At 61.8% G+C, this 25,820-nt stretch carries 22 protein-coding genes; 11 read left to right on the forward strand and 11 right to left on the reverse strand.

The features are described from left to right. Positions 1-6: 6 nt before the first annotated feature. The 3 genes from AB5Z02_RS17115 to AB5Z02_RS17125 form a co-directional block, all read right to left on the reverse strand. A complete protein-coding gene (locus tag AB5Z02_RS17115) occupies positions 7-1,140 on the reverse strand; it encodes a glycerate kinase (protein WP_368216521.1) in 1,134 nt (377 codons plus the stop codon). A 9-nt stretch (positions 1,141-1,149) separates the two neighbouring features. After that, positions 1,150-2,412 (reverse strand): GntP family permease, encoded by a 1,263-nt coding sequence (locus tag AB5Z02_RS17120; RefSeq protein ID WP_058059709.1) that lies wholly within the window; start codon positions 2,410-2,412, stop codon positions 1,150-1,152. A gap of 118 nt (positions 2,413-2,530) precedes the next feature. Then, a complete protein-coding gene (locus AB5Z02_RS17125) occupies positions 2,531-3,646 on the reverse strand; it encodes a sugar diacid recognition domain-containing protein (RefSeq protein ID WP_368216522.1) in 1,116 nt (371 codons plus the stop codon). A 209-nt stretch (positions 3,647-3,855) separates the two neighbouring features. Between AB5Z02_RS17125 and AB5Z02_RS17130 the strand changes: the two genes are divergently transcribed. Together AB5Z02_RS17130 and AB5Z02_RS17135 are read left to right on the forward strand one after the other, a co-directional pair. Continuing rightward, positions 3,856-4,230 carry a YacL family protein gene (locus AB5Z02_RS17130; protein WP_031227767.1) on the forward strand — a complete coding sequence of 125 codons (375 nt, stop codon included), beginning with the start codon at positions 3,856-3,858 and terminating at the stop codon, positions 4,228-4,230. Positions 4,231-4,283: 53 nt separating this feature from the next. Continuing rightward, a complete protein-coding gene (locus AB5Z02_RS17135; protein WP_005340323.1) occupies positions 4,284-4,580 on the forward strand; it encodes a hypothetical protein in 297 nt (98 codons plus the stop codon). A gap of 68 nt (positions 4,581-4,648) precedes the next feature. On the opposite strand, the gene AB5Z02_RS17140 is transcribed toward AB5Z02_RS17135, so the two are convergent. Further along, positions 4,649-5,386 carry a substrate-binding periplasmic protein gene (locus tag AB5Z02_RS17140; RefSeq protein ID WP_368216523.1) on the reverse strand — a complete coding sequence of 246 codons (738 nt, stop codon included), beginning with the start codon at positions 5,384-5,386 and terminating at the stop codon, positions 4,649-4,651. A gap of 120 nt (positions 5,387-5,506) precedes the next feature. Between AB5Z02_RS17140 and AB5Z02_RS17145 the strand changes: the two genes are divergently transcribed. The 3 genes from AB5Z02_RS17145 to AB5Z02_RS17155 all read left to right on the forward strand — a co-directional run bounded on the left by AB5Z02_RS17145 (position 5,507) and on the right by AB5Z02_RS17155 (position 8,636). Next, positions 5,507-6,337: a lysostaphin resistance A-like protein gene (locus tag AB5Z02_RS17145; RefSeq protein ID WP_368216524.1), complete on the forward strand. Its 831-nt coding sequence runs from the start codon at positions 5,507-5,509 to the stop codon at positions 6,335-6,337. 200 nt (positions 6,338-6,537) lie between these two features. After that, on the forward strand, positions 6,538-7,854 hold the full coding sequence (locus AB5Z02_RS17150; RefSeq protein ID WP_368216525.1) for a sphingomyelin phosphodiesterase: 1,317 nt from the start codon (positions 6,538-6,540) through the stop codon (positions 7,852-7,854). After that, entirely contained in the window at positions 7,851-8,636 is a 786-nt protein-coding gene (locus tag AB5Z02_RS17155; protein WP_368216526.1) for a hypothetical protein, read from the forward strand. The genes AB5Z02_RS17150 and AB5Z02_RS17155 overlap by 4 nt, the downstream gene beginning before the upstream one ends. Positions 8,637-8,638: 2 nt before the next feature. On the opposite strand, the gene AB5Z02_RS17160 is transcribed toward AB5Z02_RS17155, so the two are convergent. Next, positions 8,639-9,859 carry a DEAD/DEAH box helicase gene (locus tag AB5Z02_RS17160; RefSeq protein ID WP_368216527.1) on the reverse strand — a complete coding sequence of 407 codons (1,221 nt, stop codon included), beginning with the start codon at positions 9,857-9,859 and terminating at the stop codon, positions 8,639-8,641. 143 nt (positions 9,860-10,002) lie between these two features. Here AB5Z02_RS17160 and AB5Z02_RS17165 point away from each other — a divergent pair, with 143 nt between their 5' ends. After that, entirely contained in the window at positions 10,003-10,830 is an 828-nt protein-coding gene (locus tag AB5Z02_RS17165; protein ID WP_368216528.1) for a transporter substrate-binding domain-containing protein, read from the forward strand. 58 nt (positions 10,831-10,888) lie between these two features. Here AB5Z02_RS17165 and tpx read toward each other — a convergent pair whose 3' ends face one another. Continuing rightward, positions 10,889-11,389, reverse strand: a complete 501-nt coding sequence (gene tpx / locus AB5Z02_RS17170; RefSeq protein ID WP_005341463.1) for a thiol peroxidase — start codon at positions 11,387-11,389, stop codon at positions 10,889-10,891. A gap of 184 nt (positions 11,390-11,573) precedes the next feature. Between tpx and AB5Z02_RS17175 the strand changes: the two genes are divergently transcribed. Further along, positions 11,574-14,009: a zinc/cadmium/mercury/lead-transporting ATPase gene (locus AB5Z02_RS17175; RefSeq protein ID WP_368216529.1), complete on the forward strand. Its 2,436-nt coding sequence runs from the start codon at positions 11,574-11,576 to the stop codon at positions 14,007-14,009. A gap of 201 nt (positions 14,010-14,210) precedes the next feature. Here AB5Z02_RS17175 and pulA read toward each other — a convergent pair whose 3' ends face one another. Beyond that, positions 14,211-18,275 carry a pullulanase-type alpha-1,6-glucosidase gene (gene pulA / locus AB5Z02_RS17180; protein ID WP_368216530.1) on the reverse strand — a complete coding sequence of 1,355 codons (4,065 nt, stop codon included), beginning with the start codon at positions 18,273-18,275 and terminating at the stop codon, positions 14,211-14,213. Positions 18,276-18,537: 262 nt separating this feature from the next. On the opposite strand from pulA, the gene AB5Z02_RS17185 reads away from it, so the two are divergent. Beyond that, positions 18,538-18,951 carry a hypothetical protein gene (locus AB5Z02_RS17185; protein WP_005348835.1) on the forward strand — a complete coding sequence of 138 codons (414 nt, stop codon included), beginning with the start codon at positions 18,538-18,540 and terminating at the stop codon, positions 18,949-18,951. 47 nt (positions 18,952-18,998) lie between these two features. Here AB5Z02_RS17185 and dmeF read toward each other — a convergent pair whose 3' ends face one another. After that, the gene (dmeF, locus tag AB5Z02_RS17190; protein WP_304520273.1) at positions 18,999-19,985 is read right to left on the reverse strand and encodes a CDF family Co(II)/Ni(II) efflux transporter DmeF; all 987 of its coding nucleotides are present in this window, start codon (positions 19,983-19,985) and stop codon (positions 18,999-19,001) included. A 71-nt stretch (positions 19,986-20,056) separates the two neighbouring features. On the opposite strand from dmeF, the gene AB5Z02_RS17195 reads away from it, so the two are divergent. The 3 genes from AB5Z02_RS17195 (at position 20,057) to AB5Z02_RS17205 (ending at position 22,794) form a co-directional block, all read left to right on the forward strand. Continuing rightward, positions 20,057-20,332 (forward strand): metal/formaldehyde-sensitive transcriptional repressor, encoded by a 276-nt coding sequence (locus AB5Z02_RS17195; protein WP_304520274.1) that lies wholly within the window; start codon positions 20,057-20,059, stop codon positions 20,330-20,332. Between the two features lie 170 nt (positions 20,333-20,502). After that, entirely contained in the window at positions 20,503-21,699 is a 1,197-nt protein-coding gene (locus AB5Z02_RS17200) for an amino acid aminotransferase (RefSeq protein WP_304520275.1), read from the forward strand. Between the two features lie 162 nt (positions 21,700-21,861). Then, positions 21,862-22,794, forward strand: coding sequence for a LysR family transcriptional regulator (locus tag AB5Z02_RS17205; RefSeq protein ID WP_304520276.1), 933 nt, complete (start codon positions 21,862-21,864; stop codon positions 22,792-22,794). Positions 22,795-22,857: 63 nt separating this feature from the next. Here the strand turns inward: AB5Z02_RS17205 and AB5Z02_RS17210 are convergent, their stop codons facing one another. From AB5Z02_RS17210 to AB5Z02_RS17220, 3 genes are all read right to left on the reverse strand, one after another. Next, positions 22,858-23,181 carry a DUF1820 family protein gene (locus tag AB5Z02_RS17210; RefSeq protein WP_005340296.1) on the reverse strand — a complete coding sequence of 108 codons (324 nt, stop codon included), beginning with the start codon at positions 23,179-23,181 and terminating at the stop codon, positions 22,858-22,860. Between the two features lie 138 nt (positions 23,182-23,319). Next, positions 23,320-24,207, reverse strand: a complete 888-nt coding sequence (locus AB5Z02_RS17215; protein WP_368216531.1) for a YjjW family glycine radical enzyme activase — start codon at positions 24,205-24,207, stop codon at positions 23,320-23,322. Positions 24,208-24,217: 10 nt separating this feature from the next. Beyond that, a complete protein-coding gene (locus AB5Z02_RS17220; protein ID WP_139403007.1) occupies positions 24,218-25,744 on the reverse strand; it encodes a YjjI family glycine radical enzyme in 1,527 nt (508 codons plus the stop codon). Between the last annotated feature and the right edge of the window lie 76 nt (positions 25,745-25,820).

The raw sequence follows: 25,820 nt of genomic DNA on the forward strand, positions 1-25,820 counted from the left end.
ACCGGATCAGCCCTTGAGCTGATAGAGCGCTGCTACGTTGCGCGCAGTGAGTTGAATGTTGGTGCTGGCGCTCTCCAGCGCCTCCGGCAGAGACATGGCGCGGTTGACCACGGCGAATACCGCGTCCAGCCCGTGATCATGTACCACACCGCAATCGTCGGTCAGGCAACCGGAGATACCGATCACCGGTTTGCCGAACTGCTTGGCGCAACGTGCGACACCGATTGGCGTCTTGCCATGGATGGTCTGGCTGTCGATACGACCTTCGCCGGTGATAACCAGATCCGCATCGGCCACTTCCTCGGCCAGTTTCAGCGCTTCGATGACGATCTGAATGCCGGGCTTGAGCTCGGCACCGAGCAGACCGACCAGTGCGGCCCCCATGCCACCGGCAGCGCCCGCCCCCGGAATATCCTTCACCTGCTTGCCAAGGGCCTGCTCAATGCAGTCGGCATAACGGGAGAGGTTGGCATCGAGCTGCGCCACCACCTCGGGGGTCGCCCCCTTTTGCGGGCCAAACACCGCAGAGGCGCCTTTCGGGCCGCAGAGCGGGTTGTTCACATCGCACGCCACCTCGATAATCAGATCGCTCAGGCGCGGATCCAGACCGTTCAGATCGATGGTCGCGAGTTCGGCAAGACCGGCGCCACCCAGCTCGATGGCAGAGCCATCGGCTTTGAGCAGCTTGCCGCCGAGCGCCTGGATCATGCCGGCACCGCCGTCATTGGTGGCGCTGCCGCCGATACCGAGGATCAGATGTTTCACCCCCATCTCCAGCGCAGCCAGGATCAGCTCGCCAGTGCCGAAGCTGGAGGTGAGCAGCGGATTGCGCTGCTCGGGCGCCACCAGATGAATGCCGGAGGCGGCGGCCATCTCGATGACGGCACGCTCGCCATCACCCAGCAGGCCGACGAAGCCCTGCACCTTGTTACCTAGGGGCGCGGTCACTTCGACTGGGAGGATGCGGCCACCGGTGGCATCCACCAGCGATTGCACCGTGCCTTCACCGCCATCGGCCATCGGCAATTTGACGTAGGTGGCGTTCGGCAGCACCTGCTTGAAACCGGCCTCGATGGCATCAGCCACCGCCATGGCGCTCAGACTCTCCTTGAATGAATCGGGGGCAATAACAATTTTCATATCAATTCCTTAGGCGAGGCCAAACACGCCAAACATCAGGGTGGAGACAGTGGCAATGGTCAGACCGACTGCTGTTTCGTAAGGGATAAGTTTCAGGCGCTCACCTACCCCCATGTGGACGCTGCCACCGGTGGCATGGAAAAAAGAGCCGTGGGGCATGTGGTCAAACACGGTGGCACCGGCATGGATCATCGCCGCCCCGGCCAGACTGCTGATCCCCAGTTCAATCAGGGTGGAGCTGAATACGTTGGAGGCCACCACGGTACCGGCGGTAGTCGAGGCGGTTGCCAGCGACATCAGGGCACCGGAGATAGGCGCCAGCAGGTAGGAGGGCAGACCGGAGGCGGTCAGACCACTGATCAGCACATCTTTCAGGCCGGAGTTGGCGATGATGCCCGCCAGGGTACCGGTACCCAGCAGCATGATGGCGACCGGCGCCATGCGGGCGAGACCGGAGACCGCAAACTGGTTCACCTTGCTGAATTTACCCATCATCAGGGCGCCGACCAGACCACCGAGGGGCAGTGCAATCAGCGGATCCACCACGATACCGGCGACCGGCCGCAGGGCCAGCAGCAGGATGGCGACCAGCGGCGCGCTGATGGCGGCGGCAAAGCCCGGCAGTTTGGTGCCCTCGAAGCTCACTACCTCGTCGGCGGCAACCTTGCTGCCCTTGTTGTTCAGCCGCTTGGCCAGCCAGTAGGCCATCACCAGACCGAACAGACCCGGAATGATGCCTGCCGCCATCACAGAGGTGAGGGGCAGATGGAAGGCATCAGCCGCGGCAATGGCGTTGGGGTTGGGGGACATTACGTTACCCGCCTTGCCGCCGCCGATCATCGCCAGCAGGATGGCCGCCTTGGAGAGGTCGGCACGGCGGGCAATGGCCAGCGCGATGGGGGCGACCGTGATAACGGCCACATCCACGAATACGCCGACCGCAGTCAGGATCAAGGTTGCCAGCGCCAGTGCCAGCAGGGCGCGGGTTTCACCCAGCTTCTTGACGATGGTCTCGGCGATAGTGGTGGCCGCACCCGATTCGATCAGCACGCCCGCCAGCACACCGGCCGCCAGGATCCGCATCACCGCCGTGGTGATCCCCTGGGCGCCGCCGATCATCAGGGCGACGGTCTGGGTCAGATCGGCACCGCCAATCAGGCCACCGGCCAGGGCACCCACGATCATGCCGTAAGCGGGCGGCACCTTTTTCAAAATGAGGATGATGGCGATGGAGAGCGCCGCGATGGCGCCAAGGGCTGTAACCGGGATCATGACGGACACCTTCAATGGGAGTGAATGGCCGCCATTATGGAGATCTGCAATCAGAATGCTTTGGCTTAAAAACCAAAAATTGCGTCATGTAAAAGTGGTTTTTTGTCTAACTTCACAATCACAAGTCGAGATTAAGGCCGAGATAGAGCAAAAATTTGTCGTCTAACTTGTTGAAATTCAACCCGGTTATCTGCTCTATCCGCCCCAGACGATAGCGCAGGGTATTGGGGTGAATGAACAGGGATTCGGCACAGCGATGCAGATCACAATCCTGCAAGAAATAGTGGCGCAGGGTCTTCTGCAGCGCCCCCTTGCCATCTTCCCGGGCCAGTTTCTGCAGCGGTGTGCGCAGCTGATCCGCCTGCCAGGAGTCCGCCAGACTGCCGAGCAGCACTGGCAAACGGTAGTCCTCAAAGAAGTAGACCTGTTTGCGCGGCGCCTGCCGCATGCCACGGCGCAGGGTATCTCGCGCCGTCTGGTAGGAGCGCGCCAGCCCGTCGATCCCGGCGAAGTAATCGCCCACCGCGATATGCACCTTGAAGTGGGGAATGCGGGCCAGCAACTGCTTGATCCGGCTGCGCTCCTGCGCCGATTGCCAGACGCCATCACTCAATTGTGCCGGTTTGAGCACCACTATCTCGTCGAGCCCGTTGATGGCGACCAGATTGTCCCGCTCCGGATTTTCCAGCTGATGAACCAGCTCCCGCAGACGCGCCGGATCCGCCTCCTCCAGCGCCAGCACGGCTACCACCCGAGGCTGGGCCAACTCCAGCCCGAGAAAGCGGGCCGCCTGCTGCAATTGATCGACTCGCCCCTCGCCACGAATGAGCTGCAACACCAGCTCCTCCTTGTGGCGCTTGTCCCACTGCAACTGCTCGGTAAGCGCCGCCTGCTCCAGGATCAGCTCGGCGGTCATTCGCACCAGCTCGGCGTAAGCACGCACTTCCTCCGGATCGCCGGAGATGCCGATCACCCCGATCAGCTCCCCCTGATAGGAGATGGGTAAATTGATGCCGGGTCGCACCCCTTTGAGCTGCAAGGCTGTCGCTTCGCTGATCTCCACCACCCTGTTTTCGGTCAGCGCCAGCACGGCCCCTTCGTGGCGCTGATGGATCCGTTCCGGATTGCCGGACGCAATGATGAGACCATGTTCGTCCATCACGTTGACCGAGAACGACAGGATCTTCATCGCCCGCGCGACGATCTGGCGGGCAAGGTTATCGTTTAGCTGCATAACATCTCCGGACAAGGGGCTGATCTGGCGGCGCCACCATGGGTCGATTCAGAGCACATGGGCGCAAAGATGCCACATCATCAAGACAAGCGAGAGGGGGATCGCTAGAATAGGCCACTTTACCCGATGTGTGCCCCGCCATGGAGCAGGAATTGCGTGCTTGCACCCGCCTGCCCGTGATGGCCCATCCCTCCGATCTGGACTGTGCTATGGATTATGAATTTCGCCGCGACCCGTTTGGTGGCTATCGCGCCCGGTTCTCCATGGGCCATGAAGCCATCGGTCAGTGGCTGATCGACGAGGTTGGCAAGGATGAAGAGAAGCTCGACGAGCTCTTCTCCATCATTGATCAGCTCTCCAACCGCACCCGAGTCGAATACCGGCTCAACGGCGGTGACTACTCCCTGCTGCTGACCCATGAAGAGGCGGAGGTGAAAGCCAACGCCCTCAATATCGAGCTGGGTGAGGATCTTGACGATCTCGCCTACTACGATGATGAACAGCTGGCCATGTGTGGGCTGGAAGATTTTGCCCAGGTGCTCGGCTCCTGGCGCGCCTTTATCCGTAACGAGGATATGGGCTGATTGACCCAATGTCGGGCAAACGTGCCCTTTTGCCTAACTCAACAGGATTGACTATGTCTATTTACGATTTTGATGACGAACTGCCGGAAGACGAAGAACAGGAATCAACCAAGAAAGCGGCTGCACCTGCCAAGAAGAAAGGCAAGCAGGTGATGAACACCCAGGTCAACCTGAGCCCGCGCGATGCCAGCCGTCTGAACGGCATGCACGTTGAAGCGATCGCCACGCTGGACGATGTCAGCCTGCCGAAGAACGTCATCTTCAAGGCTGGCCTGATCGCCCTGGGCGAACTGGAAGCCAGCAAGCGCGCCGATATCATCGCCCGCGTGATCGCAGAATCAGGCCGCTAATCGCCCCTGAAGGCATAAAAGAAAGCCGGAGCCACTGCTCCGGCTTTTTGTTTTCCGGCCGTGCACTCTCAACGGCAATCGATCCCCTTTCCGGCTCGGGAGATCAGTTGGTCATAGCGGCCATCGGCACGGGCGGCAGCCAGGGCATGATTGAAGCGCTCAAGCAGGCTGGCGGCCTCCGGGTACTGCCGTGAAATGATCAGATAAAAAGTATCGCTCTGGCGAAAGTGGGGCAATGCCTGCAGATGGCAGGGGTCGCCAAACAGCTGACGGCTGGCATCCCGGGTCACCGTCTCGTTCATCGGCAGCAGATCGATCCGTTTGCGAGCCAGCAGTTGCAGACATTGTGCCAGTGTCTTGGGGCGCTGCAGATCCAGCCCGAAACGCTTGATCACCCCGTCGGCATGGCTGGTGCTCCACCCCAGCGGAATACAGACACGCAACCCTTGCCAGCGGCCAGCCTGAATGGTCTCGCTCCCCCGATAGGTGAACCAGGAGAGGCGATCAATATGAATGGGAGCGCTGTAGTGGAAGAGCTTGGCCCGCTCGGCAGTCCAGGCGTAGGGGAAGGTGGCCGCAACCAACCCATTGCGGGTCAACTGATAGCCGCGGGGCCAGGGCAGGTAGTCGACCTGGAGCTCTCGATACCCGGCCTCTTGCAGCAGGGTCGTCACCAGCCGGGTGCTCTCGCCGCCTTCAGGCAGTGCCTTGCCGGTATAAGGGGTGAACTCACCGGTCACCAGCAGCAAGGGTGCCGCCTGCAGCCAGACACACCAACAACACAACAACCACAGACAGTGCTTCATCAGCTGCTCTCCCTTTACCCTGTTGATGAGTATAGAGAAGGGATCCGACCACCTCCTGCGCGGTTGTCCTGCTGACGCCCTCTTGTTAAGGTTGCCGCCTGCCTCGATCAAGGAGATCCAATGTTACCCCTTCCCGACTCATTTATCTGGGGCGTGCTGGCGCTGGCCGTGCTGCTTGCCCTCTTCCGCCAGCGTCTTCCCGCCTTTGCTCTGCTGGGACTCTCCCTGCTGCTGGCACTGTGGCTTGACCGAATGACGCTACCCGCCCTGCTGGTCTCGGTCGCAGGATTACTGCTGGCGTGGCGTACGCCAACCCTCCCCGCCCGCTGGGCGATGGCGGCCAGAGTGGTGCTGATCCTCTGGGCGATTGCGCTGACCCTGCACCTGATCCCCGGCTTCAACAATCTCAAGGTGCTGGATCAGGCGCTGGCAGGCCCCGCCAGCGTGCCGTTCAACATGTATCTGAACCTCGACAAACCGCTGCTGCTCTTTGGCTTGCTGCTGGCCTGCCCGATGCTGCTGGGCAAGGGGGGCGCCATCCGCTGGCGCCCGCTGGCCCTGTTACTGCTGCCGCTGGGTGCCCTGCTGGTCATCGCCTGGCAGTTGGGGGCACTGAAACCGGAAGTGGGTCTGCCCCACTGGTGGTGGCTGTTTGCACTCAACAATCTGCTGTTCACCTGTGTGGCGGAAGAGGCGCTGTTTCGCGGCGCGATCCAGCAGGGGCTGACCGAGCGTTACCGCCCCTGGATTGGCATCGTCGTGGCTGCGCTACTGTTCGGAGCCATCCACTTGCCCGGTGGCCCACTGCTGGCGCTGTTTGCGACCCTGGCAGGCTGCTGCTACGGCCTGGCATTCCAGCTCAGCGGGCGACTCTCCGTGGCCATCCTGATCCACTTCGCCTTCAACTTCGCCCATCTGGCGCTCTTCACCTACCCGCTGGCCCACCGCTAATTCCTGAAGGCGCCTGACACGGGCGCCTTCCCTCGCTCCTCCCCCTCTCTCTTTAAGCGTGCTGCCTCGCTCGCTTTACACCTCCACAAAGCTCCAAACAAAACCAATTCATTTACTTGTAACCAAAATGTAAACAAACTGACCTCTGCATTCGCCATAACAGTCACTTTCCATTGCCCTGCAACCAAAAGGATCCTGTGATGCAGAAAACCCTCAGTTATGCCGCCCTGCTGCTGGTCAGCCAGTTCCCGCAACTGGCACTGGCCGATACCGATGTCTACCTCACCAACAACAGTCCTGAACCGCTTCAGATCGACATCCGCCAAAGCGGCAGCGGCCAGCTGCAACCCGGCAGTCAGTGGAGCCAGCACCGCACCGAGCTGGGCCCGTGGGAGAGCGCCATGGTACTCAACTTCAATCGCTATGAGGGGGTAAAGGCGGGCAAGAGCTATCTGTTCGAAACCAGCGTGACCACAGCGGGTGGCGACGTCTATCGGCTCAACCAGCTGATGGAGGGAACCTGGTGGAACACCACCTTGCAGCACGGTGGCGAAACGCCAACCGGCGCATCCGGCTGGCAAAACGATCGGGCGATCCACCGCGTTGCGGGGCCACAAGAGCTGGCCTTTGCCGCCAAGTTCACCGGCCGCTACGACGATCTGCACTATATGATCACGCCTCCCCAAAAACGGGAGCAACCGGAACCGGCAGAAAACAGGCTCAAGGTGGCCAGCTACAACGTCTGGGCGCTGCCGGTGATCGCCTCCAGCATCGGTGAGCGGCTGGCTCTGCTGCCAGAGCATCTCAAGGGCTATGACGCACTGCTGCTGCAAGAGGTATTCGATGGCCGCCGCGAGGGCTTTTTGCAGGCGCTGGCGAAAGAGTATCCCTACCAGACCAAGGTGCTCGACAAACCCGGGGTCAACGTCCACGACGGCGGTGTAGTGATTGTCAGCCGCTATCCCATAGTGCGGGAGGCCCAGCTGGTCTATCCCCAATGCACCGGCACCGACTGCTTCGCCGACAAGGGGGTGATGTACGCCGAGGTGATCAAGGGGGGCAAGGCGTGGCACCTGTTCGCCACCCACACCGCCAGCTTCGACACCGACGAGGCGCGCAAACTGCGGCAGATCCAGTTCGGTCAGATCCGCTCTCTGGCTGCCAGCCTCAAGATCCCGACCACGGACACCGTCATCTACGGCGGCGACTTCAACGTCAACAAACGCAAGTTTGCCGATGACTACGCCAATATGCTGGCCAATCTGAACGCCAATGAACCCGCCTATGGCGGCTATACCGAAGCCACCTTCGATCCCAGGATCAACCCCTATGCCGGTGGCCCGCTCTCCGGTGGCGCCAACGTCGAGTATCTGGACTATCTGGTGGTGAGCCGGGAGTACGGCAGCGCCAGCCACAACCTCAACACGGTCTGGATCCCGCGCAGCAGCGATGGCAGCCTCTGGCCCGCCAGCAACCTCTCAGACCACTTCCCGGTCAAGGGAGAGATCAGCCGATGACTCGCCGTTACGGGATACTGACGCTGGCTATCCTGACCCTTTTACTGGTGAATCTGGGCTGGCAGGAAGAGCAGCCCCCGATATCGCCAGAACGGTCGGCGACGCCCTCTCTGGCCGATGTGCAGTTGCCACCAGAACCGGGGAGCCCGCCTCTCCACATGCCAAACGCTGAGGGGATGGATGGCAAAAGCAAAGAAGTGCCCAGCAGCTGGCAGGCGATGCCGGATGAACTGATCAACCAGCTTGCCAGCGAGATCAGCGACAGCGAGTTGCCGCTGGTGCAGCGTGTGAGCAATCTGGAGGCAGCAGAGGCCGGGTGGCTGAGCGAGGGGGAGAGCCTGATCCGGCTACAGGGGCGCTATGCACTGGCGCTGGATCAGTTGGCGCAAGAGAACGAGCAGTTGCCGCTGGCCGAGCGGCTGGACGCCCTCAGCCACTTGCAGGATCAGTGGGCGGCGGATCATCCGGATCTGGCGGTGGATCTGTTCAACCCGGATGCCCGCCTGCAGCAAGCTCGTCAGCTTTGGGGAGATGAGGAGCTGGCCACCCTGGCCCGTCACTTCCTGCCCGCAGAGCAGGCTGAAGCCACGCTGGCGTTTGCCGGGGCGCGCCAGCAGCAGCTGGATCAACGCAACCGCTACCAGCGAGAGCTGGCCGAGCTGGAGCAGCAACTGGCGGCCAGCCAACAACAGATGGATCCTGCCCTGTGGCAACAACACAAGGAGGAGGTGTTGAGCCAGTGGCGTCGTGACTTCTTCGCGCGGGAGCAAGGCAAACCCTGAGGTCAGCGCTTGCCCTTGAACTGCTTGACGCTGCGTTTGGCCTGAGTGCGGCGATTGGCCTGCTTGTCACGAGGGGGGCGCTTGCCCTCCCCGCTGGCAGGCTGGTCGGTGACCGGGAATCCCGCCAGATCGCCCAACGGCAGCTCGCGGCCGGTCAGGGTGCGAATGGCTTGCAGCATGTCACTCTCGCCATGACAAACCAGCGAGATGGCCAGCCCCTCGCGGCCAGCCCGGGCGGTACGACCAATGCGGTGTACATAGACAGGGGCGCTGGCGGGCAGATCCAGATTGATCACCACCGGCAGCGCCTCCACATGGATGCCGCGCGCCATCAGGTCGGTGGCCACCAGCACCCGAATTTTGCCCTCTTTGAAATCGCCGAGTGCCTGCTCGCGCACCGCCTGCTCCTTCTCGCCATGAAGGGCGGCCACCGCAATGCCCGCCTTGGCCAGCTTTCTGGCAACCCCGTCGGCATCATCCCGCGCACTGATAAAGACCAGCACCTGCGGCCACGCCTGCTCCTTGAGCAAGCTGATGAGCGCCGGCACCTTGCTGCTCTTGTTGACCAGATAGAGCCGCTCTTCGATCTCGTTCACCACGCTGTTGAGGGGGGTGGCTTCGATGCGGGTGGGCGCGCGCAGCAGGCCGTTGGCAAGCGCCTCCAGCTCGGCAGGCAAGGTGGCGGAGAAGAGCAGGGTCTGGCGATCCGCAGGAATAAAGCCGAGCAGCGCCTTGATGTCGGGAGCAAAGCCCATCTCCAGCAGGCGATCCGCCTCATCCAGCACCAAGAGTTGCAAACCCTCCAGCCCCAGCACCTGTTGGGTCAGCAGATCCCGCAACCGCCCCGGCGTGGCGACCAGCAGCTGTGGCCCCTGCGCCAGTTCGGCCTGTTGCCGCTCCTGCGCAACGCCCCCACACAACGTCACGATGCGCAGCCCCAGCGCCTCGGCACCCTCTTTTAGCGCGGCAGTGACCTGAATCGCCAGCTCGCGAGTTGGCGCCAGCACCAGACCCTGCACCTGGCTGGAGGCAGGATCCAGCCGTTGCAGCAGCGGCAAGCCAAACGCCAGCGTCTTGCCGCTGCCGGTCTGGGCCAGCGCCAGCAGATCCTGCCCCGCCAGCGCCGCCGGAATGGCCAGCAGCTGGATGCGGGTCGGCGTCTGCAAGGTGACGGGCAAAGAGGCAAGCAAGTCGGGATGAAGGGCAAGTTCGCTAAAGGTCATGGCGCTAAGTCAACAAAGAAGTGGGAGGCGAAGTCTAGTGAGCGGGGGCCGAGAAGTAAAACCCTATCCATGATGGCATGGCCAAGGGGGCTGACGACGGGCTGACTACACTTTAGCTGACCCATCACCAAGAGAGACTCGCCATGACCAGACACATCCCCCTTCTGCTGCTCGTGGTCACCCTGCTCGGCAGCGCCACCCTCGGCCTGTCGCAGACTCCGGAGAACGACGCCGCCCCCGAGCCGCCGAAACCGGTGCGCATCCTCAATGCCCACCTTGGCGAGCTGCCGGGGCTGATCAATGCCGACAAGACAGGCCCCTTTGTCGACCTGGTGCACGCCATCGATGACCTCTACCCCGATGTGACCATCAAGATCACCATCTACCCCATCGCCCGCGCCATGGCAGGGGTGATCTCCGGCAAGGCTGACCTGGGGCTGCCCGCCATCCGCAACCTCAAGGATATCGATATGCTGGCTTATCGCTTCAGTACCCGCAGTTTTGGCAAGGTTGCCCATGTGATTTACAGCAATACCGCCTATCCGGTCACCACGGATATGGCCTATGGCATAGTGCCCACCAAACGGGATCTGCTGATCGAGGCCGTACCCGACTATATGCCCTTCCCGGTGCAGCGCTCGATGAGTATCGAGCAGTCACTGCGCAAGCTCTCACGCGGCCGTATCGACGCCTTTGTCTGGGCGCAAGAGGAGGCCGACCTGATGCTCAAGCAGCTGGGGCTGACCAATATCAGGCGAGAATTTTTCGGTGATTTCGAGGATGTCTTCATTATCCAGAAAGGGGCTGCTGGTGATGAGATGGACGAATTTATCCGCCAAGCCATCGATCAGCTGGCCGCCACCGGCAAACTGGCTGAAATTTACGAGAAGATCCACCGCCCCTATGTAGAGTGGCAACCCTCCCCACCCGCCAAGGCTGAACCGGCGACCACCCCGCCAGCTACGCCCTGAACGGACAATTCCCGCATAAAAAATCCCGCCGAAGCGGGATTTTTTATGGCTTGCAGCCTTACAGCACGGCCAGCGCCGCAGCGTAGTTCGGCTCGTCGGCCACTTCGGCGACCAGCTCGCTGTGCAGCACTTTGTTGTCACCATCCAGCACCACGATGGCGCGAGCGGTCAGACCGACCAGCGGACCGGAAGAGAAGGCAACGCCGTAATCTTCCATGAAGGCCGCACCGCGCAGGGTGGAGAGGGTCACTACCTTGTCCAGCCCTTCGGCGCCGCAGAAGCGGGACTGGGCGAACGGCAGATCGGCGGAGATACACAGCACGACAGTGTTCTCCAGCGCGCTGGCCTGCTCGTTGAACTTGCGCACAGAGGTCGCGCAGGTCGGGGTATCGACGCTCGGGAAGATGTTCAGGATTTTGCGCTGACCGGCAAAGCTTGCCAGGGTCACGTCGGAGAGATCCTTGGCCACCAGGGAGAAGGGCTTGGCTTGCTCACCGGCGACCGGGAAGTGACCAGCGACGGAAACCGGGTTGCCTTGCAGAGTGACTGAGTTGCTCATGTGTTATGTCCTTTATTGGTGTAGTAAAAATCCGGGTGATCAGTATAGGGGCGGCGGGACCAGACAAACACCCGCGAAGACAAGGGATATAAAGGGGTTGACCTTGGACTTAACACCAAGGTTTAGACTCCTTCTCGGTAATCAGGGATCTCGCAGGGGCGGGATCCATCAAGAGGGACTCATCATGAGCAAATCCTGCTGCAATCATCAGCACGCTGCCCCCATCAAGGCCGTCAGCAAGGCGGCCCCCGGCCAGAGTGAACATCACCACGATAGCCACTGCTGCGACAACACCACGCCCGTCAGTTGCGGTTCAACCCCGACGCCTCATGAGCACGCATCCCGTGACGGCAATGAATCCCCCGGGGATGAAGAGCCTCCCCGAGAAAGCTGTCACGATCAAGCGTGCTGCAGCGCCCCCTTATCGCCGGCTCACGATCATGAACATGATCACGAGCACGATATGCCACCTGCAGACCCGTTGGTTGCGCCTGCGCAAGGCAACAGCCGTCACAGCTGGCAGGTGTTGGGGATGGATTGCCCCAGCTGCGCCCGCAAGATCGAGACAGCCGTCAGCCGGGTGAGCGGCGTGCAGCAGGCGCGCGTGCTGTTTGCCACCGAGAAGCTGGTGGTGGATCTGGCCCCCGGCCTCTCCCCCGATCCCGTCACCGCCGCCGTGCTGGCCGCCGGTTTCCAGCTCAAGGGTGCTCAGGCCAATACAGCCCACACAATCACAAAGGAAGCAACACGCCAAAGCCCGCTGCTGACCACCCTGGGCAAATATTGGCAGCCCCTGTCACTGGCCGGCCTGATGCTGGTCGCCGCCCTGCTGCCGAAAGAGCTCGGTCAGCCACTCTTTACCCTGGCGACCCTCTGGGGGCTGTGGCCCATCTCCCGCAAGGCGTGGGCGCTGACCAAAAGCGGCTCCCCCTTCGCCATCGAGACCCTGATGACGGTCGCCGCCGTGGGGGCCCTGTTCCTCGGCGAAACCGCCGAAGCGGCCATGGTGCTGCTGCTCTTTATGCTGGGTGAACATCTGGAGGCCTACGCCGCCGGACGCGCCCGTGCCGGGGTCACAGCCCTGATGGCGCTGGTGCCCGACAAGGCGCTGCGGATCCGTACCACTGCCGAGGGCGAGGTGCGGGAAGATGTAGCTGCCGATGAGCTGCGTCCCGGCGACATTATCGAAATCGCTCCGGGTGCCCGCTTGCCTGCCGATGCTCGTCTGCTCGACGCCCTCGGCGCGTTTGACGAGAGCGCCCTGACCGGTGAATCCATTCCGGTGGAACGTCGCCAGGGGGACAAGGTGCCGGCCGGTAGTCTGGCTGCCGATCGGGTGCTGCGCCTTGAGGTGGTCTCCGAACCCGGCAACAACGCCATCGACCGCATCCTGCACCTCATCGAGGAGGCCGAAAGCCAGCGCGCGCCCATCGAGCGCTTTATCGACCGGTTCAGCCGCTGGTATACCCCGGCCATGATGCTGGTCGCCCTGCTGGTGGTGCTGGTGCCGCCCCTTGCCTTCGGCCAGAGCTGGGACGAGTGGATCTATCGCGGGCTGGCGCTGCTGCTCATCGGATGCCCCTGCGCGCTGGTCATCTCCACCCCGGCAGCGGTTACTTCGGCGCTGGCCGCCGCCACCCGTCAGGGGGCGCTGATCAAGGGGGGGGCCGCACTGGAGCGACTGGCCCATATCGATACAGTCGCCTTTGACAAGACCGGCACCCTGACGCTGGGCAAGCCGCAGCTGACCGAGCTAGTGAGCCTCAATGGCCAGCCGGAGGACGAGTTGCTGGCACTGGCGGCTGCCATCGAGCAGGGCTCCCACCACCCGCTGGCCCGCGCCGTGGTCGCCAACGCGACCGAACAGGGGCTGACGCTGGCTGAGGCCCGCGACCTGCGAGCCCTACCGGGCATGGGAGTTGAGGGACGTATCAACGGCGAACTGTGGCAACTGCTGGCACCGAGCCGGGTGGCGACCCTGAATGTGGAACAGCAGACCCGGATTGCTTCGCTGGAGCGGCAGGGCAAGACTGTCGTGGTGCTCTGCCAAAGCAGCGGCGACCAAGCGCTGCCAGTCGCCTTGCTGGCGCTGCGGGATCAGATCCGGCCGGAAGCGGCAGGGGCGCTGCAAGAGCTCAACCGGCTCGGCCTGCAGAGCATCATGCTGACCGGCGACAACCCCCGCGCCGCCGAGGCCATCGCCGGTGAACTTGGGATGGGCTGGCGTGCCGGTCTGCTGCCGGAGAACAAGGTAGAAGAGATCGCCAAGCTGGCCAGCACCCGGAAGGTTGCCATGATCGGCGATGGCATCAACGATGCCCCCGCCATGAAGCGGGCCAGTATCGGCATCGCCATGGGCGGCGGCACCGATGTGGCGCTGGAGACCGCCGATGCGGCGCTGACCCACAACCAGCTCGGCGGTATTGCCGCGATGATCCGGCTGTCGCGGGCGGCACTGGCCAATATTCACCAGAATATCGCGCTGGCACTGGGACTGAAGGCCATCTTCCTGGTCACCAGCCTGCTCGGCATCACCGGACTGTGGATTGCGGTGCTGGCCGATACCGGCGCCACCGCGCTGGTAACCGCCAACGCCTTGCGGCTGCTGCGCAAGCGTTAAGCCAGCCAATGGTATCCCAGCCAAAAGCCGTCCCCCAACCGGGACGGCTTTTCTTTTTCCTCTCACGGCACCCCGTAAAAGAAAAAGCGCGCCTGCCGGTCGGCAGTCGCGCTTTGCTTACTCTCTCGGAGTTATCCCACCCTTGGCAAGGTGGAATTCAACCCGGGGGCGCCGAGCCATCCCCCGGACTCAATGGCTTGCTTACTTGACGCTGCACTCCTGAATGACGGCAGTACCCGCCTTAACGCCAGCCGGGTCAACCTTCACCAGCACACTCCACAGCCCCTGCGGCAGGGTGATGCTGTTATTGGCACTGCCCCCCTTGGAGAAGGCGAACGAATAGCCGGTTTCAGCGTTCACCGCGCCACCACCGTTGAGCAGGTACTCCTTGCTCCAGTCCTCGTTGGCCACCTTGAACTCGGTGCTGCCAGCGTAGTTGAACGCCGCCTGATAGATGGCGAGATCGCCGTCCATCCCCTTGTAGCTCAGCTGGTACTGGGGCTGGGCATTCCAGCCGGAGAGCTCACCCTTGACGAACAAGTTGTAGCCGAGCGGATTGCCCGCCACCGTCTCCAGCACCTTGCAGCTCTGCACCGGCTCGGTGAAGCTGACGCTCAGGGTCGGTTTGTCCTTGTTCATGGCGGTAAAGACAAACTTGTAGCTGCCTGCCTTGGCCAGATCGACACCGATATTGCCGGTTTCACCCCCCTTGCAAAGGGTCAGCGGAGTGCCGACCACCAGCTTGTCACCGGCGTTGCAGCTGCCGTAGTTGACCGGCCCCCAGCTGGCGTCAGCGATCTTGACGTTGGTGGTACCCAGCTTGTCGGTGCTTACCTCGGTAGTGAACTCGTACATGAAGTTGCCACTGAAGGTCATCTGGTTGGTGTTGCCCCACTCATCGAGGAACCCCTTCAGATAAACATCGGTGTTGCCAAACGGTGGCAGGGTGCTCAAGTCGGTCTTCTTGCTGACCGGCAGGCCCGCGCCCTGGGCGCCAGACTGCGGCTTGACGAACACGGCGGCAGACCAGGCCCCCAGCGTCAGCTGGCCATTATCATAGGCGGCGCCGCTGGCGATGCTGTCGACTGCACGATGCTTGCTGCCAAGCACCATACCGCTCAGATCGATGGGCTGATCGTTGCCGTCACGGAAGTCGCCGATGCTCTGGCTCTGGTTGGTGGCGTTGATCATCACCACCAGACCGTCGATGGCCGGATCCAGATCCGCTCCCGCATTGACGCCATCATCCACCGTCATGACGATAAGGCCGGGCACCTGATCCGGGCCGGTATTGCGGAAGTCGACCCGCTTGATCACCTCGGCGCCGCTGCCCAGACGCAGCAGGCGGGAGGAGTTGCGCAGCTCCGCCAGCTCCTGATAGAAGCTCACCATCTGCGCCATCTCGGCCGAGCCCGGCTTGGCATGCTTGCCGAGCACCTGCTCGATCAGCGGATAGTTGTCGCCATCCTTGTCCTTGCGCGGCAACCCCTTGTCGAAGTTGTTGTCGCCCAGGGTGTAGTCGACCTTGTTGTACCAGTCGCCCGAGTCATAGCTATCCCGCTCCATGGATTTGGATCGCAGCAGCTCGACACCGGCGTGGGTGAAGGGAATGCCCTGCCCCAGCATGGCAGTTGCCAGCGAGACCCCCTGCATCCGCACCAGATGGGCTCCGGCAGGCGCCTTGTAGATCAGGTTGTCGAACAGGGTCTGGTTGTCGTGCTTGTCGACATAGTTCTGCACTTCCACCGGATCCTGGGCATAACCGGCAGGCTGACCGTTGTAGTCGATCTCGGCGCCTTTCTTCGGCATGCCATCCTTGTCGGTCAGCACGAACTCCTTGAGGTTGCCCGCCATGCCGAGCCGCACCAGGTCAGCTTGGTGCAAGGCCGTTGCCAGCTCCACCTTGCTCATTTCGTTAGGATCGACAATGGCGCCGTTGCCAAAACCCTGGGTTTCACGAATGGCATCTTTACTATCAAACGGACTGCCGCCACGCACCGCATCCCGCAAGCGGTCGGAGAAAGATCCGATGCCGGTACCGGCCAGATGTTTCTGGGTCGCCTGCACAAAGCGCTTGTCATCCTGCACCTCGCCGAAGTTCCACCCCTCGCCGTAGAAGTACATCTCGGGATTGACCTTCTTCACTGCGGCCAGCGCCTGCACCATCTGATCTTTCGGGTGGTGGCCCATCAGGTCGAAGCGGAAGGCGTCGATCTTGTAGTCGCGCGCCCAGGTGACCAGAGAGTCATCCATCAGCTTGGCGAACATGGCGTGCTCCGGCGCCGTGTTGGAGCAACAGGTGGAGTTCTCCACCGAGCCGGTCTCCGGATTGAGGCGCTGATAGTACCAGGGCACTATCTTGTCGAGCACCGACTTGGGGCCGAGCCCGGATTCGTTGGTGTGGTTGTAGACCACATCCATCACCACGTTCATGCCGATGTTCTGCTTGATGGCCTTGACCATCTCGCGGAACTCCAGAATACGTTTGGTGCCCTCGGCGTTGGTGGCGTAGGAGCCTTCCGGCGTGGTGTAGTGGTAGGGATCATAACCCCAGTTGAAGGAGTCGACGCCGCGCAGGTAACCGGAAAGCTCCTGCACCTGCGGATTATCCTTGCTGTCGCCCCCTTGCAGGTCGGCCAGCACATCCCCCACGGTCTGACCGCCACCGCAATAGCCACCAAATCTGGATGTTTTCACATCCGAATTGACCTGACAGAGCTTGCTGAAGTCATCGCCAAGATTGGCTACCTTGGCCGGATCCTCGTTGACGGTAGCGATATCGAACACCGGCAGCAGGTGCAGGTGGCTGACGCCGCTTTTTGCCAGCGCTTTCAGATGGTTGACCGGTACAGAGTCGGGCTGGGTCAGACCGACAAACTTGCCGCGCTTCTCTTCATCGGTGGAGGCATCGTTACCGGTCAGGTCACGAACATGGGCCTCATAGATGGTGATATCGGCGGGGTTCTGCTGGCTGTGAGGCGCCTTGAGGTTGTCCCATCCTTCCGGTTTCAAGGCCGGATCGTCGAGATCCACTACCTGACTGAACTCGGAGTTCATCGCCAGACTCAAGGAGTAGGGATCGGTCACCTCGTAGTGCTCGACCTTGCGGCTCAGCGGGTGGTAGACCTCCATGTCGTAGCGGTAGAACTGGCCGATCAGCTCGCTGCCCCCTTCGTAACTCCAGCTGCCGCTGGCGCTGTCGAAGGTCATGGCCACTTCACCACTCTTCTGGTGGCTGGCGTTGTAGAGGGCCAGCTTGACCGACTTGGCGGTCGGCGCCCAGAGGCGGAAGGTCACCCGGTTTCCCTCCACCACGGCCCCATAGCCGAGCTTGGTCGCTTCGGGAGCATAGAGCGCATCGAGGGCGCCGGCGTTCTGCACCAGGGTTGCTCCTTGCAGGATACCGTCGGCATCGGTACCGATAGCCACCAGCTCACCCTTGAGCAGGGGCTTGAGATCTTTACCGGCTGGCAGGGCAAAAGCGGCTGCATCCTTGAGATGCGGATATTTGGCCTGCTGCTCGGCAGTCAGGCTGGTCGCGGTCAGGCTGATATAGGGGAAATCGAACACCCCATCGGCATTGGCCTTGATGGTGCCCGAGTCGGTGTAATAGAGGCGAACGTGGGGCTTGTCCTTGCCCCCTTGCCAGATCAGGGTATTGCCATCGATAAGATGAGCGCTGGCCCCCGCCACACCAAAGGCCGCGGTAAAGGCTTCGGCACGGCTGCCAAACAGCTCCTTCTTGCCCGCGACGATGGCCACGGTGCGATCCGGGTGCTCACTGAAGATCACCTTCATATCGCTGCCGGTCAGGTTGGCCAGATCGCCGTTGCGGGCGATAAAGTTGATGCACCCTTCCACATTTTTGAGCGGAACAACCCAGGCCGGACCAAAGCTGTCGGCAGTGGCAGGTGTCTTGCTCTTGTCATCCCACCCGGTATTCAGGCCACTATCAGCCGTTGCCTGGCAGGCGTCGTTGTTCCAAAGGTGCAGGCTGTGGCTGTCAAATGGTGCCTTGGCCCCTTTGGCTGCCGACTGGGTATCCACCAGCGCAATGACCACCTGATTATCGCCGGCAACCAGCAACTCTTTCGGGGGATCCATCTTGGGCAGACGAGCGATAGGCCCATCGGTGACTTCAGGTGTAGGCGGTGTAGGGGGGACGGGGTTCACACCGGAGGCATCAGAGCTGTTGTCATTACAGCCAGACAAAAGCGCGAGCAGTGAGGCTGTTACCAGCGCCACTTTGGTCTTTTTCATATCCATATTTTTATAATTCCCGCTGTAGTTAGTCTCGATAGTCGAGCACCCGGTCATTGCCAGGCGGTGCCATATTAATCAGCGGCAATCGATTCAAATGTGAGCGGAAAGGCAAAAAAACCATCCAGTTTCAACAAGATAACGTTTTCAGACTGAAACTTCGATCCGGCTCACAGACCTCGTGGCCATTTGGCCTCATATCTGGAAAACGGCAGTCACGGGGTCAGAAAAGCAATGTCTGATCAAGTGGATAGACAAGGAGTAAACAATGAAACGGATTGAAGAACAGGCAAGACGACTCGATCAGGAGTATCAGGCGATCGGGCAGCTGTTCGACCAGTTTTGCCAGCAGGCTGGCACCCTGGCCGAGCAGTATCACTTCTTCAACTGGCCCGACTATGAAGACTCTCCCCCGCTGAGCCGCGCCTTCACCCTGCTGGGGGAACCCCGCGAGCTGCGGCTGCGCTGTCAGCCCGGCGAGCGATCCGCCCTCAATGGCCTGATCCAGGTGGTCTCGGAGGATGGCACCATAGATGCCAGCCTCGGGTTTCGCGCCGATGGTCAGCTGCTGCTGGAGTCCGGCAAGCTACTGGACAACCCGCCCGGACTGCTGCTCAAGCTGCTGCTCGGCGCTGTGTGGCAACACAAGCCCCAGGATGAGATCACCGGGCAGCCGCACTGACATCAGGGAACCAACGGCACTGAAACCAAGGGGGCCAAGGGCCCCCGTTATTTATCCTGTTCGCTGGCGATCTCGATGGTCACATGCACCAGCTCTTCATGGATCGCCAGCCGCTCGCGGATCTGCTGCGCCGGTAGCGGATTGACCATCAGCAAAGAGAGCACGCAGGCATACTGCTGCTGGCCCACCCGCCAGACGTGCAGATCGCGGATCTCGGCATCCGGCAGGTCGGCAATCACCTCACGGATCTCACCCACCAACGGGGTATCCATCTCGGCATCCAGCAGCACCCGACCGGAGTCGCGCAGCAGACCCCAGGCCCACACCGCCACCAGTACGGCCCCCACTATGCCCATCAGGGGATCCAGCCAGTCGGCCCCCCACAGCATGCCCCCCACCAGTGCCAGGATCGCCAGCACGGAAGTGGCCGCATCCGCCAGCACGTGGATATAGGCGGCACGCAGGTTGAGATCCTGATGGCCGTGGTGATCGTCATGGTCATGATGATCGTGGTCGTGATGCCCATGATGGTGGTCATGCCCATGATGGTGGTCATGCCCATGGCCGTGGTGATGATGGCCGTGATCATCCTTGAGCAGCCAGGCACAGGCCAGATTCACCAGCAGCCCCACCAGCGCGATGGCGATCGCCTGTTGATAGTGGATCGGGCTGGGATCGAGCAGCCTGAACACCGACTCGAACAGCATCAGCCCGGCCACCCCCACCAGCAGGAGAGCGCTGGTGAAGCCACCCAGCACCTCGATCTTCCAGGTGCCGAAGCTGAATCTGTGGTCGCGGGCAAAGTGGCGGGCGGCGCGGTAGGCCAGCACCGAGAGGCCGAGCGCCAGCGCGTGGGAACTCATGTGCCAGCCATCGGCCAGCAGCGCCATGGAGTTGTAGAACCAGCCGCCGCCGATCTCCGCCACCATCATGATGACGGTCAGCAGCACGGCCCAGCGAGTCTTCTGTTCGGCCAGCGGATTCCCTTCGTGGACGACGGGTTGGTGGCAGTGGGATGAGGCAAGGGATGACATGGATTTCTCCTGAGGACGACAATGCAATATACTATACCCCAGTATAGTTTTATTGATCGAGAGGATCCTGCATGTCACACACCATTCACGGTAAAAAGAAGCTGCTGGCACGGGTACGTCGCATCAAGGGACAGGCCGGTGCGCTGGAGCACGCGCTGGAGCTGGAGAGCGACTGCGCCGCCATTTTGCAGCAGATCGCGGCCATTCGCGGTGCCGTCAACGGCCTGATGCTGGAGGTGCTGGAAGGGCACATGCGTGAGCATCTCGGCGCCCCCGATGCCACCCCGGCCGAGCGGCTGGAAGATCTGGATCAAGTAGTGCGGGTATTGCGATCCTATCTGAAGTAGGACCGGTGAATGAGGCTGCGGGCGACCCCGCATCATTCCGTTTACGGCTGTGTGGCGTCTGCCCGCCAGCCCCCGTCCCTTTCGGGCTTGAGCCACCGCCAGCTTTGCGCCATGATGTCCAGCCCGGCTGACCGCCGGTTTTACTGGACAGTCAATTTCAAGGATCCCCCATGTTTGAACACGTCGATGCCTATGCTGGCGACCCTATCCTGACCCTGGTCGAGACCTTCCACAAAGACACCCGCGAGCAGAAGGTGAACCTGGGGATCGGCCTCTATTACGACGAGCAGGGCCGCATTCCGCTGCTGGCCTCGGTACAGCAGGCCGAAGCCCAGCGCGCCGCCGCCCCTGCCCCGCGCCCCTACCAGCCGATGGAAGGCGCCGCCAACTACCGCACCGCAGTGCAACACCTGCTGTTTGGTGCCGACCATGAAGCGGTCAAGGCGGGACGTATCGCCACCATCCAGACCATCGGCGGCTCCGGCGCGCTGAAGATCGGCGCCGATCTGCTCAAGCGCTACTTCCCGACCTCCGAGGTGTGGGTCAGCAATCCCACTTGGGACAACCACAAGGCGATGTTCGAGGGAGCTGGCATCAAGGTGCACGACTACCCCTACTACGATGCGGCCACCGGCGGCGTGCAGTTCGATGCGATGGTCGACTGCCTGAGCACTCTGCCGGCCAAGAGCATCGTGCTGCTGCACCCCTGCTGCCACAACCCGACCGGGGTGGATCTCTCCCGCGCCCAGTGGGATCGGGTGATCGCGCTGGTGGTCGAGAAGAACCTGATCCCCTTTATGGATATCGCCTATCAGGGTTTCGGTGACGGACTGGAAGAGGATGCCTACGCCATTCGCGCCATGGTGGCCGCAGGGGTCAGCTTCTTCGTCAGCAACTCGTTTTCCAAGAACCTCTCCTTCTACGGCGAGCGGTGCGGCGGCCTGTCGGTCATCTGCAAGGATGCCGAAGAAGCCAGCCGCGTACTGGGTCAGATGAAGGCCACCGTGCGTCGCAACTACTCCAGCCCGCCCACCCACGGTGGCCAGATCACCGCGGCTGTGATGAGCCAGCCCGAGCTGCACGCCATGTGGGTCGACGAAGTGACCGAGATGCGCACCCGCATCAAGGCCATGCGCCAGAAGCTGTTCGAGGTGCTGAGCGCCAAGGTGCCGGGCCGCGACTTCAGCTACTTCATCAACCAGCGCGGCATGTTCAGCTACACCGGCTTCACCCCGGAGCAGGTGGACAGGCTGCGCGAGGAGTTCGCCGTCTATCTGGTGCGATCCGGTCGCATGTGCGTGGCGGGCCTCAACAGTCGCAACGTCGACTACGTAGCCGACGCCATGGCCGCGGTGCTCAAGGGCTAATCCGCACTAGCCCCGCTTTGGCGGGGCTTTTTGTCTGTTGCGTTCGCGGTCACCTCTTGATGGGTCTGCTCACCCTCCCCCTGCTGTGAGAGAATGCCAGCAGGTCATGCTGAATCTCCCTGATTCCAAGCCTGTTTATCTTCATCAATTTCAGGAGCCACTATGGATCTGATCGCTCTCTCTAGGCTGGGAGGTCGCCATCTGGTCACCCTGCACCTGCTGCTCGACAACCAGAGCGTCACCCGCACCGCCGAGCGGCTCTGCACCACGCCTTCCACCGTCAGCAAAACCCTCAACCAGCTGCGGGATCTGCTGGGGGATCAACTGCTCTACCGCCAGGGCAACCAGCTGCTGCTCACCCCCATGGCCGAGCGACTGGCTCCCACCCTGCACCGGCTGTTGGGGGAACTGAACGGCCTCACTCGCCAGAACGCCTTCAACCCGCAGCAGTGGCAGGGCACATTGCGGCTGGGATTGCGCGAGAGCGTGATGACCTGGCCGGTGGGCCCCATTCTGGGTCAGCTGATGAAAGAGGTGCCGGGCATGGTGCCGGAGATCTGGAACAAAGATGAGCAGGGGCTGGAGGCGCTGGCAGCGGGCAAACTCGACTTCGTGATCCTGCCCCATGACCAGAGCCAGCCGTTGCCGCGCCAGCCCGGGCTGGTGTGGGAGACCCTGCGGGAAGAAAAACTGGTCTGCCTGCTGCGCAAAGACCACCCCGCGCTGGCCAAGCCCTGGGATCTCGATGCCTACCTGAACTGGCGCCATATCGCCATCCGGGATCAGGAGCTGGCCAACCCCTTCTTCGAGCAGAGCCTGGCCCAGCAGCAGGTGCGTCGCCAGATTGGCGCCACCCTGCCCGATTTTGCCAGCGCGGCGGCCCTGCTGCCCCAGACCGACCTGATCCTCACCGCCATCGGTGGCTGGGCGGCCTGCATGGCCAATCAACCGGATCTGGTGATGCGTCCGGCACCGTTCGATTACGGCAAGGTGAGTCACAGCCTGGTCTGGTATGGCCCGGCCGGTGATGGCTCGGCCCGTCATTGGTTCCGCCAGCGGATCCTGCAACTGGGTCGCGAATTGATTGAGCCCTGAGCCGGACGACAAGGAGAAGAGATTGATGTTTCACCGCGGTGAAACATCAACGGCAAGCAGGGACTAGGGACGTTTGGTATAGATGGGGCTGGGGAAGGAGGCGACGTTGCTGCCCAGATCCGTGATGCGGGCAGCCCCCTGCTTTTTCACCTGATCGATGCGCAGCACCTGATGCATGGGAATAAGGGTCTGGCGCACATCGGCAAATTCGCTCTTGAGCTTCTCGTGACTGGGATCGACGATAAGCGCCGTGTGGTTGTCCCAGACAAAGTCGGCAATCTCGATAAAACCGAACAGCTGGCCCTGATTGACTTCGCGCACATAGACTTCGTAGCGCTCGCTGTGGCAAATAAACTGAACCCGATATAACGCCTTGCTTTCACTCATGATTATCTGTCATTGAGGGGTAAGAAGATGGCCATTATTCTAGCCGCCGTTCTCGCCCCATCCAATAGACAGAAATCACAGTTGCGGCCTTTCCATGCCGCACCTCACGCGATGACGGTCACCGGATGACGCAGCCACTCAGCCCATCAAGGCAGGCAGTGAGACCGGCCCCAATCCCGCTGCACGCAAACGGCTGGCCAGCTGTTCCAGCTCGGTTTGATGAGCCTCTGGCCATTGCGCCGCCTCCCCCCGCACCCCGTGATGGCGAAAGCCGTTGAGGCGAATGGGCACAGGCCCCAGCCGCTGCAAGAAGGCGGCAAGATCTGCGCCAAGCTCACCATTCGCATCCAGAAAATCGCTCCTGCCCGGCACATGGAGCAGCCGCAGTTCGGTCAGCTTGCCGTGGCGTGCCAGCAGTTGCAGCGATGCCAGCACCCGCTCGCGACCATAGCCGGTCAGGGAGTGATGCACCGAGTCACGCCACCCCTTGAGATCGAGCATGGCGCCGTCGAGCACCGGCAATAGCCGCTGCCAGCCGGTTTCGGCCAGCGAGCCGTTGCTGTCGAGCAGGCAAGTGAGATGGGCCAGATCTGGCGCAGCCTTGATGGCGGTAAAGAGCGCAACCACGAAGGGAAGCTGGGTGGTCGCCTCGCCGCCGGAGACGGTAATCCCGCTCAGCAGTGGGCCGTAGCGGCGCAGCAGGGCCAACACGTCGGCCACCGTCATGGTGGCAGTCTTGGGATTGGCACTGCGCGGGCAGACATCCAGACAGGCGTCGCAGTCGGTACAGAGCGTTGCCTGCCAATGAACCTTGCCTTCGCTCATGGATAGGGCGCCGCTCGGGCAGACCGCAAGGCAGTCACCGCAATCGTCGCACAGCCCGATAGTGTGGGGATTGTGACAACCGGGGCAGCTGAAGTTGCACCCTTGCAGAAACAGCACCAGCCGGTTGCCCGGCCCGTCGACACAGGAGAACGGCAGCACCCTGCTTACCAGGGCGCTGCGTGTTGGCAAGACATCAGCCATCGGTGCGAACTCAATACTCGCCGATAGTCGATTCGTGGGCGACCACTCGCGGAGCACGCTGACGAATGGCGGTCACTTCACTCGCCTCGGCACCGAGACAGGTGGTCTGCAACCGCGAGCCTTCTTCTGCAAAACGAGCTACGTCGCTCTTGCGGATCATGTAGCCGGTCACCCGCACCAGATCGCTGTCGGCCACGTTGGCGGTGAACTCGCGCATACCGATGGCAAGTGCCCCCTTGCAGAGCTGCAACAGCGCCTGCGGGTTCTGGCGGATGGTGGGATCCAGCGTCAGGATCTCGCTGATCCCCGAATGGTAATAAGTGTGGTGCGGCGCCAGCGCCAGCACATGGCTGGTCGGATCCGGCTCATGCCCGTAGGGAATGCGCACCCCGGGGGTAACAGCCACATCGATGCTGAGGCCACCTTGCGAATGCAACAAAGCGCGACCACCCCAGGCATGGGTTTGCGGCGTCGCAGTAACATATTCCGAGAGTTGGGCCGAGATGCGATAGCCAAGCTGGTTCGCCTCCTCGCCATGGCCGTAGCGATCCGGCAGATTCTCTTTATCCATCAGGATATTGACCGCTTCCGCCATGCCGTAGATGCCAAACATGGGGACGAAACGATCCTCATCCAGCAGCCCCTCCTTGACCAGGAAGCTGTCGAAGAAACCGGACTCATCGTGGAGGAATGCGGCCCGCGCTTCGATCAGCTGGGAGGCCAAACGGCAGTAGTGGGGCAGCAGGCAGCCGAGGAAGTCATCGATCCCCTGACACTGCTCGGCGACCCGCTTGAGGGAGATGCGCACCAGGGTATTGGCGCCACCGGCCTGCGGCAGGGCGTTGTAGCAGCTGACGATGCCAAAACCACGCTGGTCAAAGGTATCGCGATGGATAGGGTAGTTGGCGATGTGCGGCTTGCTGCACTCGGCGATATTCTTCACCGCCTGCAGCAGCAGGCTGTCCGGGGTCTGCTCCGGATCGTGGAAGAAGGTGAGGTTCGGCGCCACCTGCTTGAGCTCGTTGTCGATGCGCAGGATCAGGCGGCAGATACGGTTGTCATCCGGCCCGATGTTGACGTGCATGAAGGCGTCCGGCAGCACCCTGTCCAGATAGACCCAAAACCCCTTCAGCTTGCGATAGAGGGTCTCGTCATCCAGTTCGCCGACAAACGGCAACAGCAGATGGTCGAGCCGCCCCAGCCAGACCGGCATGCCGGTGACTGAGGGGACATGGTGATAGAGGATGCGCAGGGCGTTGAGTGCCTCGTCGAAATCCTGCGGCGCAGCCAGCTCCAGCCAGGCAGAGCCCTGAGTCAGGAATTTTTCATAGTCCGGCAGCACATAACGCGGCTTGTAGGGGGCGTGCCCTTCGAACATGTCGCAGATAAATCCCTGCTCCATCGCCTCGGCGACTGCGGCAGGCAGGTCGGGGTAGGGCAACGCATTCTCGGCGGCCAGCGCCAGCGCGTGGCTCTTCTGGGCGGCGGAGAGATGGGGATCGCGCACGATGCGCTGACAGGTTTCGATCAAAGACATGGGACACTCCTTCACGGATAGAGCCCATATCCTCACCATTTGCAGGCTTTTTTTGAAGTGACATTCATGACATGAC

The organism is Aeromonas sp. R2-3 (assembly GCF_040908375.1).
Classification (GTDB): Bacteria; Pseudomonadota; Gammaproteobacteria; order Enterobacterales; family Aeromonadaceae; genus Aeromonas; species Aeromonas veronii.

Excerpts from the sequence above, each read along its gene's own strand:
- AB5Z02_RS17175 (WP_368216529.1), top strand. The coding sequence starts at position 11,574 with ATGAGCAAATCCTGCTGCAATCATCAGCACGCTGCCCCCATCAAGGCC.
- AB5Z02_RS17115 (WP_368216521.1), bottom strand. The coding sequence starts at position 1,140 with ATGAAAATTGTTATTGCCCCCGATTCATTCAAGGAGAGTCTGAGCGCC.
- AB5Z02_RS17200 (WP_304520275.1), top strand. The coding sequence starts at position 20,503 with ATGTTTGAACACGTCGATGCCTATGCTGGCGACCCTATCCTGACCCTG.
- AB5Z02_RS17195 (WP_304520274.1), top strand. The coding sequence starts at position 20,057 with ATGTCACACACCATTCACGGTAAAAAGAAGCTGCTGGCACGGGTACGT.
- tpx (WP_005341463.1), bottom strand. The coding sequence starts at position 11,389 with ATGAGCAACTCAGTCACTCTGCAAGGCAACCCGGTTTCCGTCGCTGGT.
- AB5Z02_RS17215 (WP_368216531.1), bottom strand. The coding sequence starts at position 24,207 with ATGGCTGATGTCTTGCCAACACGCAGCGCCCTGGTAAGCAGGGTGCTG.
- AB5Z02_RS17150 (WP_368216525.1), top strand. The coding sequence starts at position 6,538 with ATGCAGAAAACCCTCAGTTATGCCGCCCTGCTGCTGGTCAGCCAGTTC.
- AB5Z02_RS17120 (WP_058059709.1), bottom strand. The coding sequence starts at position 2,412 with ATGATCCCGGTTACAGCCCTTGGCGCCATCGCGGCGCTCTCCATCGCC.
- AB5Z02_RS17205 (WP_304520276.1), top strand. The coding sequence starts at position 21,862 with ATGGATCTGATCGCTCTCTCTAGGCTGGGAGGTCGCCATCTGGTCACC.
- AB5Z02_RS17185 (WP_005348835.1), top strand. The coding sequence starts at position 18,538 with ATGAAACGGATTGAAGAACAGGCAAGACGACTCGATCAGGAGTATCAG.
- AB5Z02_RS17220 (WP_139403007.1), bottom strand. The coding sequence starts at position 25,744 with ATGTCTTTGATCGAAACCTGTCAGCGCATCGTGCGCGATCCCCATCTC.
- AB5Z02_RS17210 (WP_005340296.1), bottom strand. The coding sequence starts at position 23,181 with ATGAGTGAAAGCAAGGCGTTATATCGGGTTCAGTTTATTTGCCACAGC.
- AB5Z02_RS17140 (WP_368216523.1), bottom strand. The coding sequence starts at position 5,386 with ATGAAGCACTGTCTGTGGTTGTTGTGTTGTTGGTGTGTCTGGCTGCAG.
- dmeF (WP_304520273.1), bottom strand. The coding sequence starts at position 19,985 with ATGTCATCCCTTGCCTCATCCCACTGCCACCAACCCGTCGTCCACGAA.
- AB5Z02_RS17155 (WP_368216526.1), top strand. The coding sequence starts at position 7,851 with ATGACTCGCCGTTACGGGATACTGACGCTGGCTATCCTGACCCTTTTA.
- AB5Z02_RS17135 (WP_005340323.1), top strand. The coding sequence starts at position 4,284 with ATGTCTATTTACGATTTTGATGACGAACTGCCGGAAGACGAAGAACAG.
- AB5Z02_RS17160 (WP_368216527.1), bottom strand. The coding sequence starts at position 9,859 with ATGACCTTTAGCGAACTTGCCCTTCATCCCGACTTGCTTGCCTCTTTG.
- AB5Z02_RS17125 (WP_368216522.1), bottom strand. The coding sequence starts at position 3,646 with ATGCAGCTAAACGATAACCTTGCCCGCCAGATCGTCGCGCGGGCGATG.
- pulA (WP_368216530.1), bottom strand. The coding sequence starts at position 18,275 with ATGGATATGAAAAAGACCAAAGTGGCGCTGGTAACAGCCTCACTGCTC.
- AB5Z02_RS17130 (WP_031227767.1), top strand. The coding sequence starts at position 3,856 with ATGGATTATGAATTTCGCCGCGACCCGTTTGGTGGCTATCGCGCCCGG.
- AB5Z02_RS17145 (WP_368216524.1), top strand. The coding sequence starts at position 5,507 with ATGTTACCCCTTCCCGACTCATTTATCTGGGGCGTGCTGGCGCTGGCC.
- AB5Z02_RS17165 (WP_368216528.1), top strand. The coding sequence starts at position 10,003 with ATGACCAGACACATCCCCCTTCTGCTGCTCGTGGTCACCCTGCTCGGC.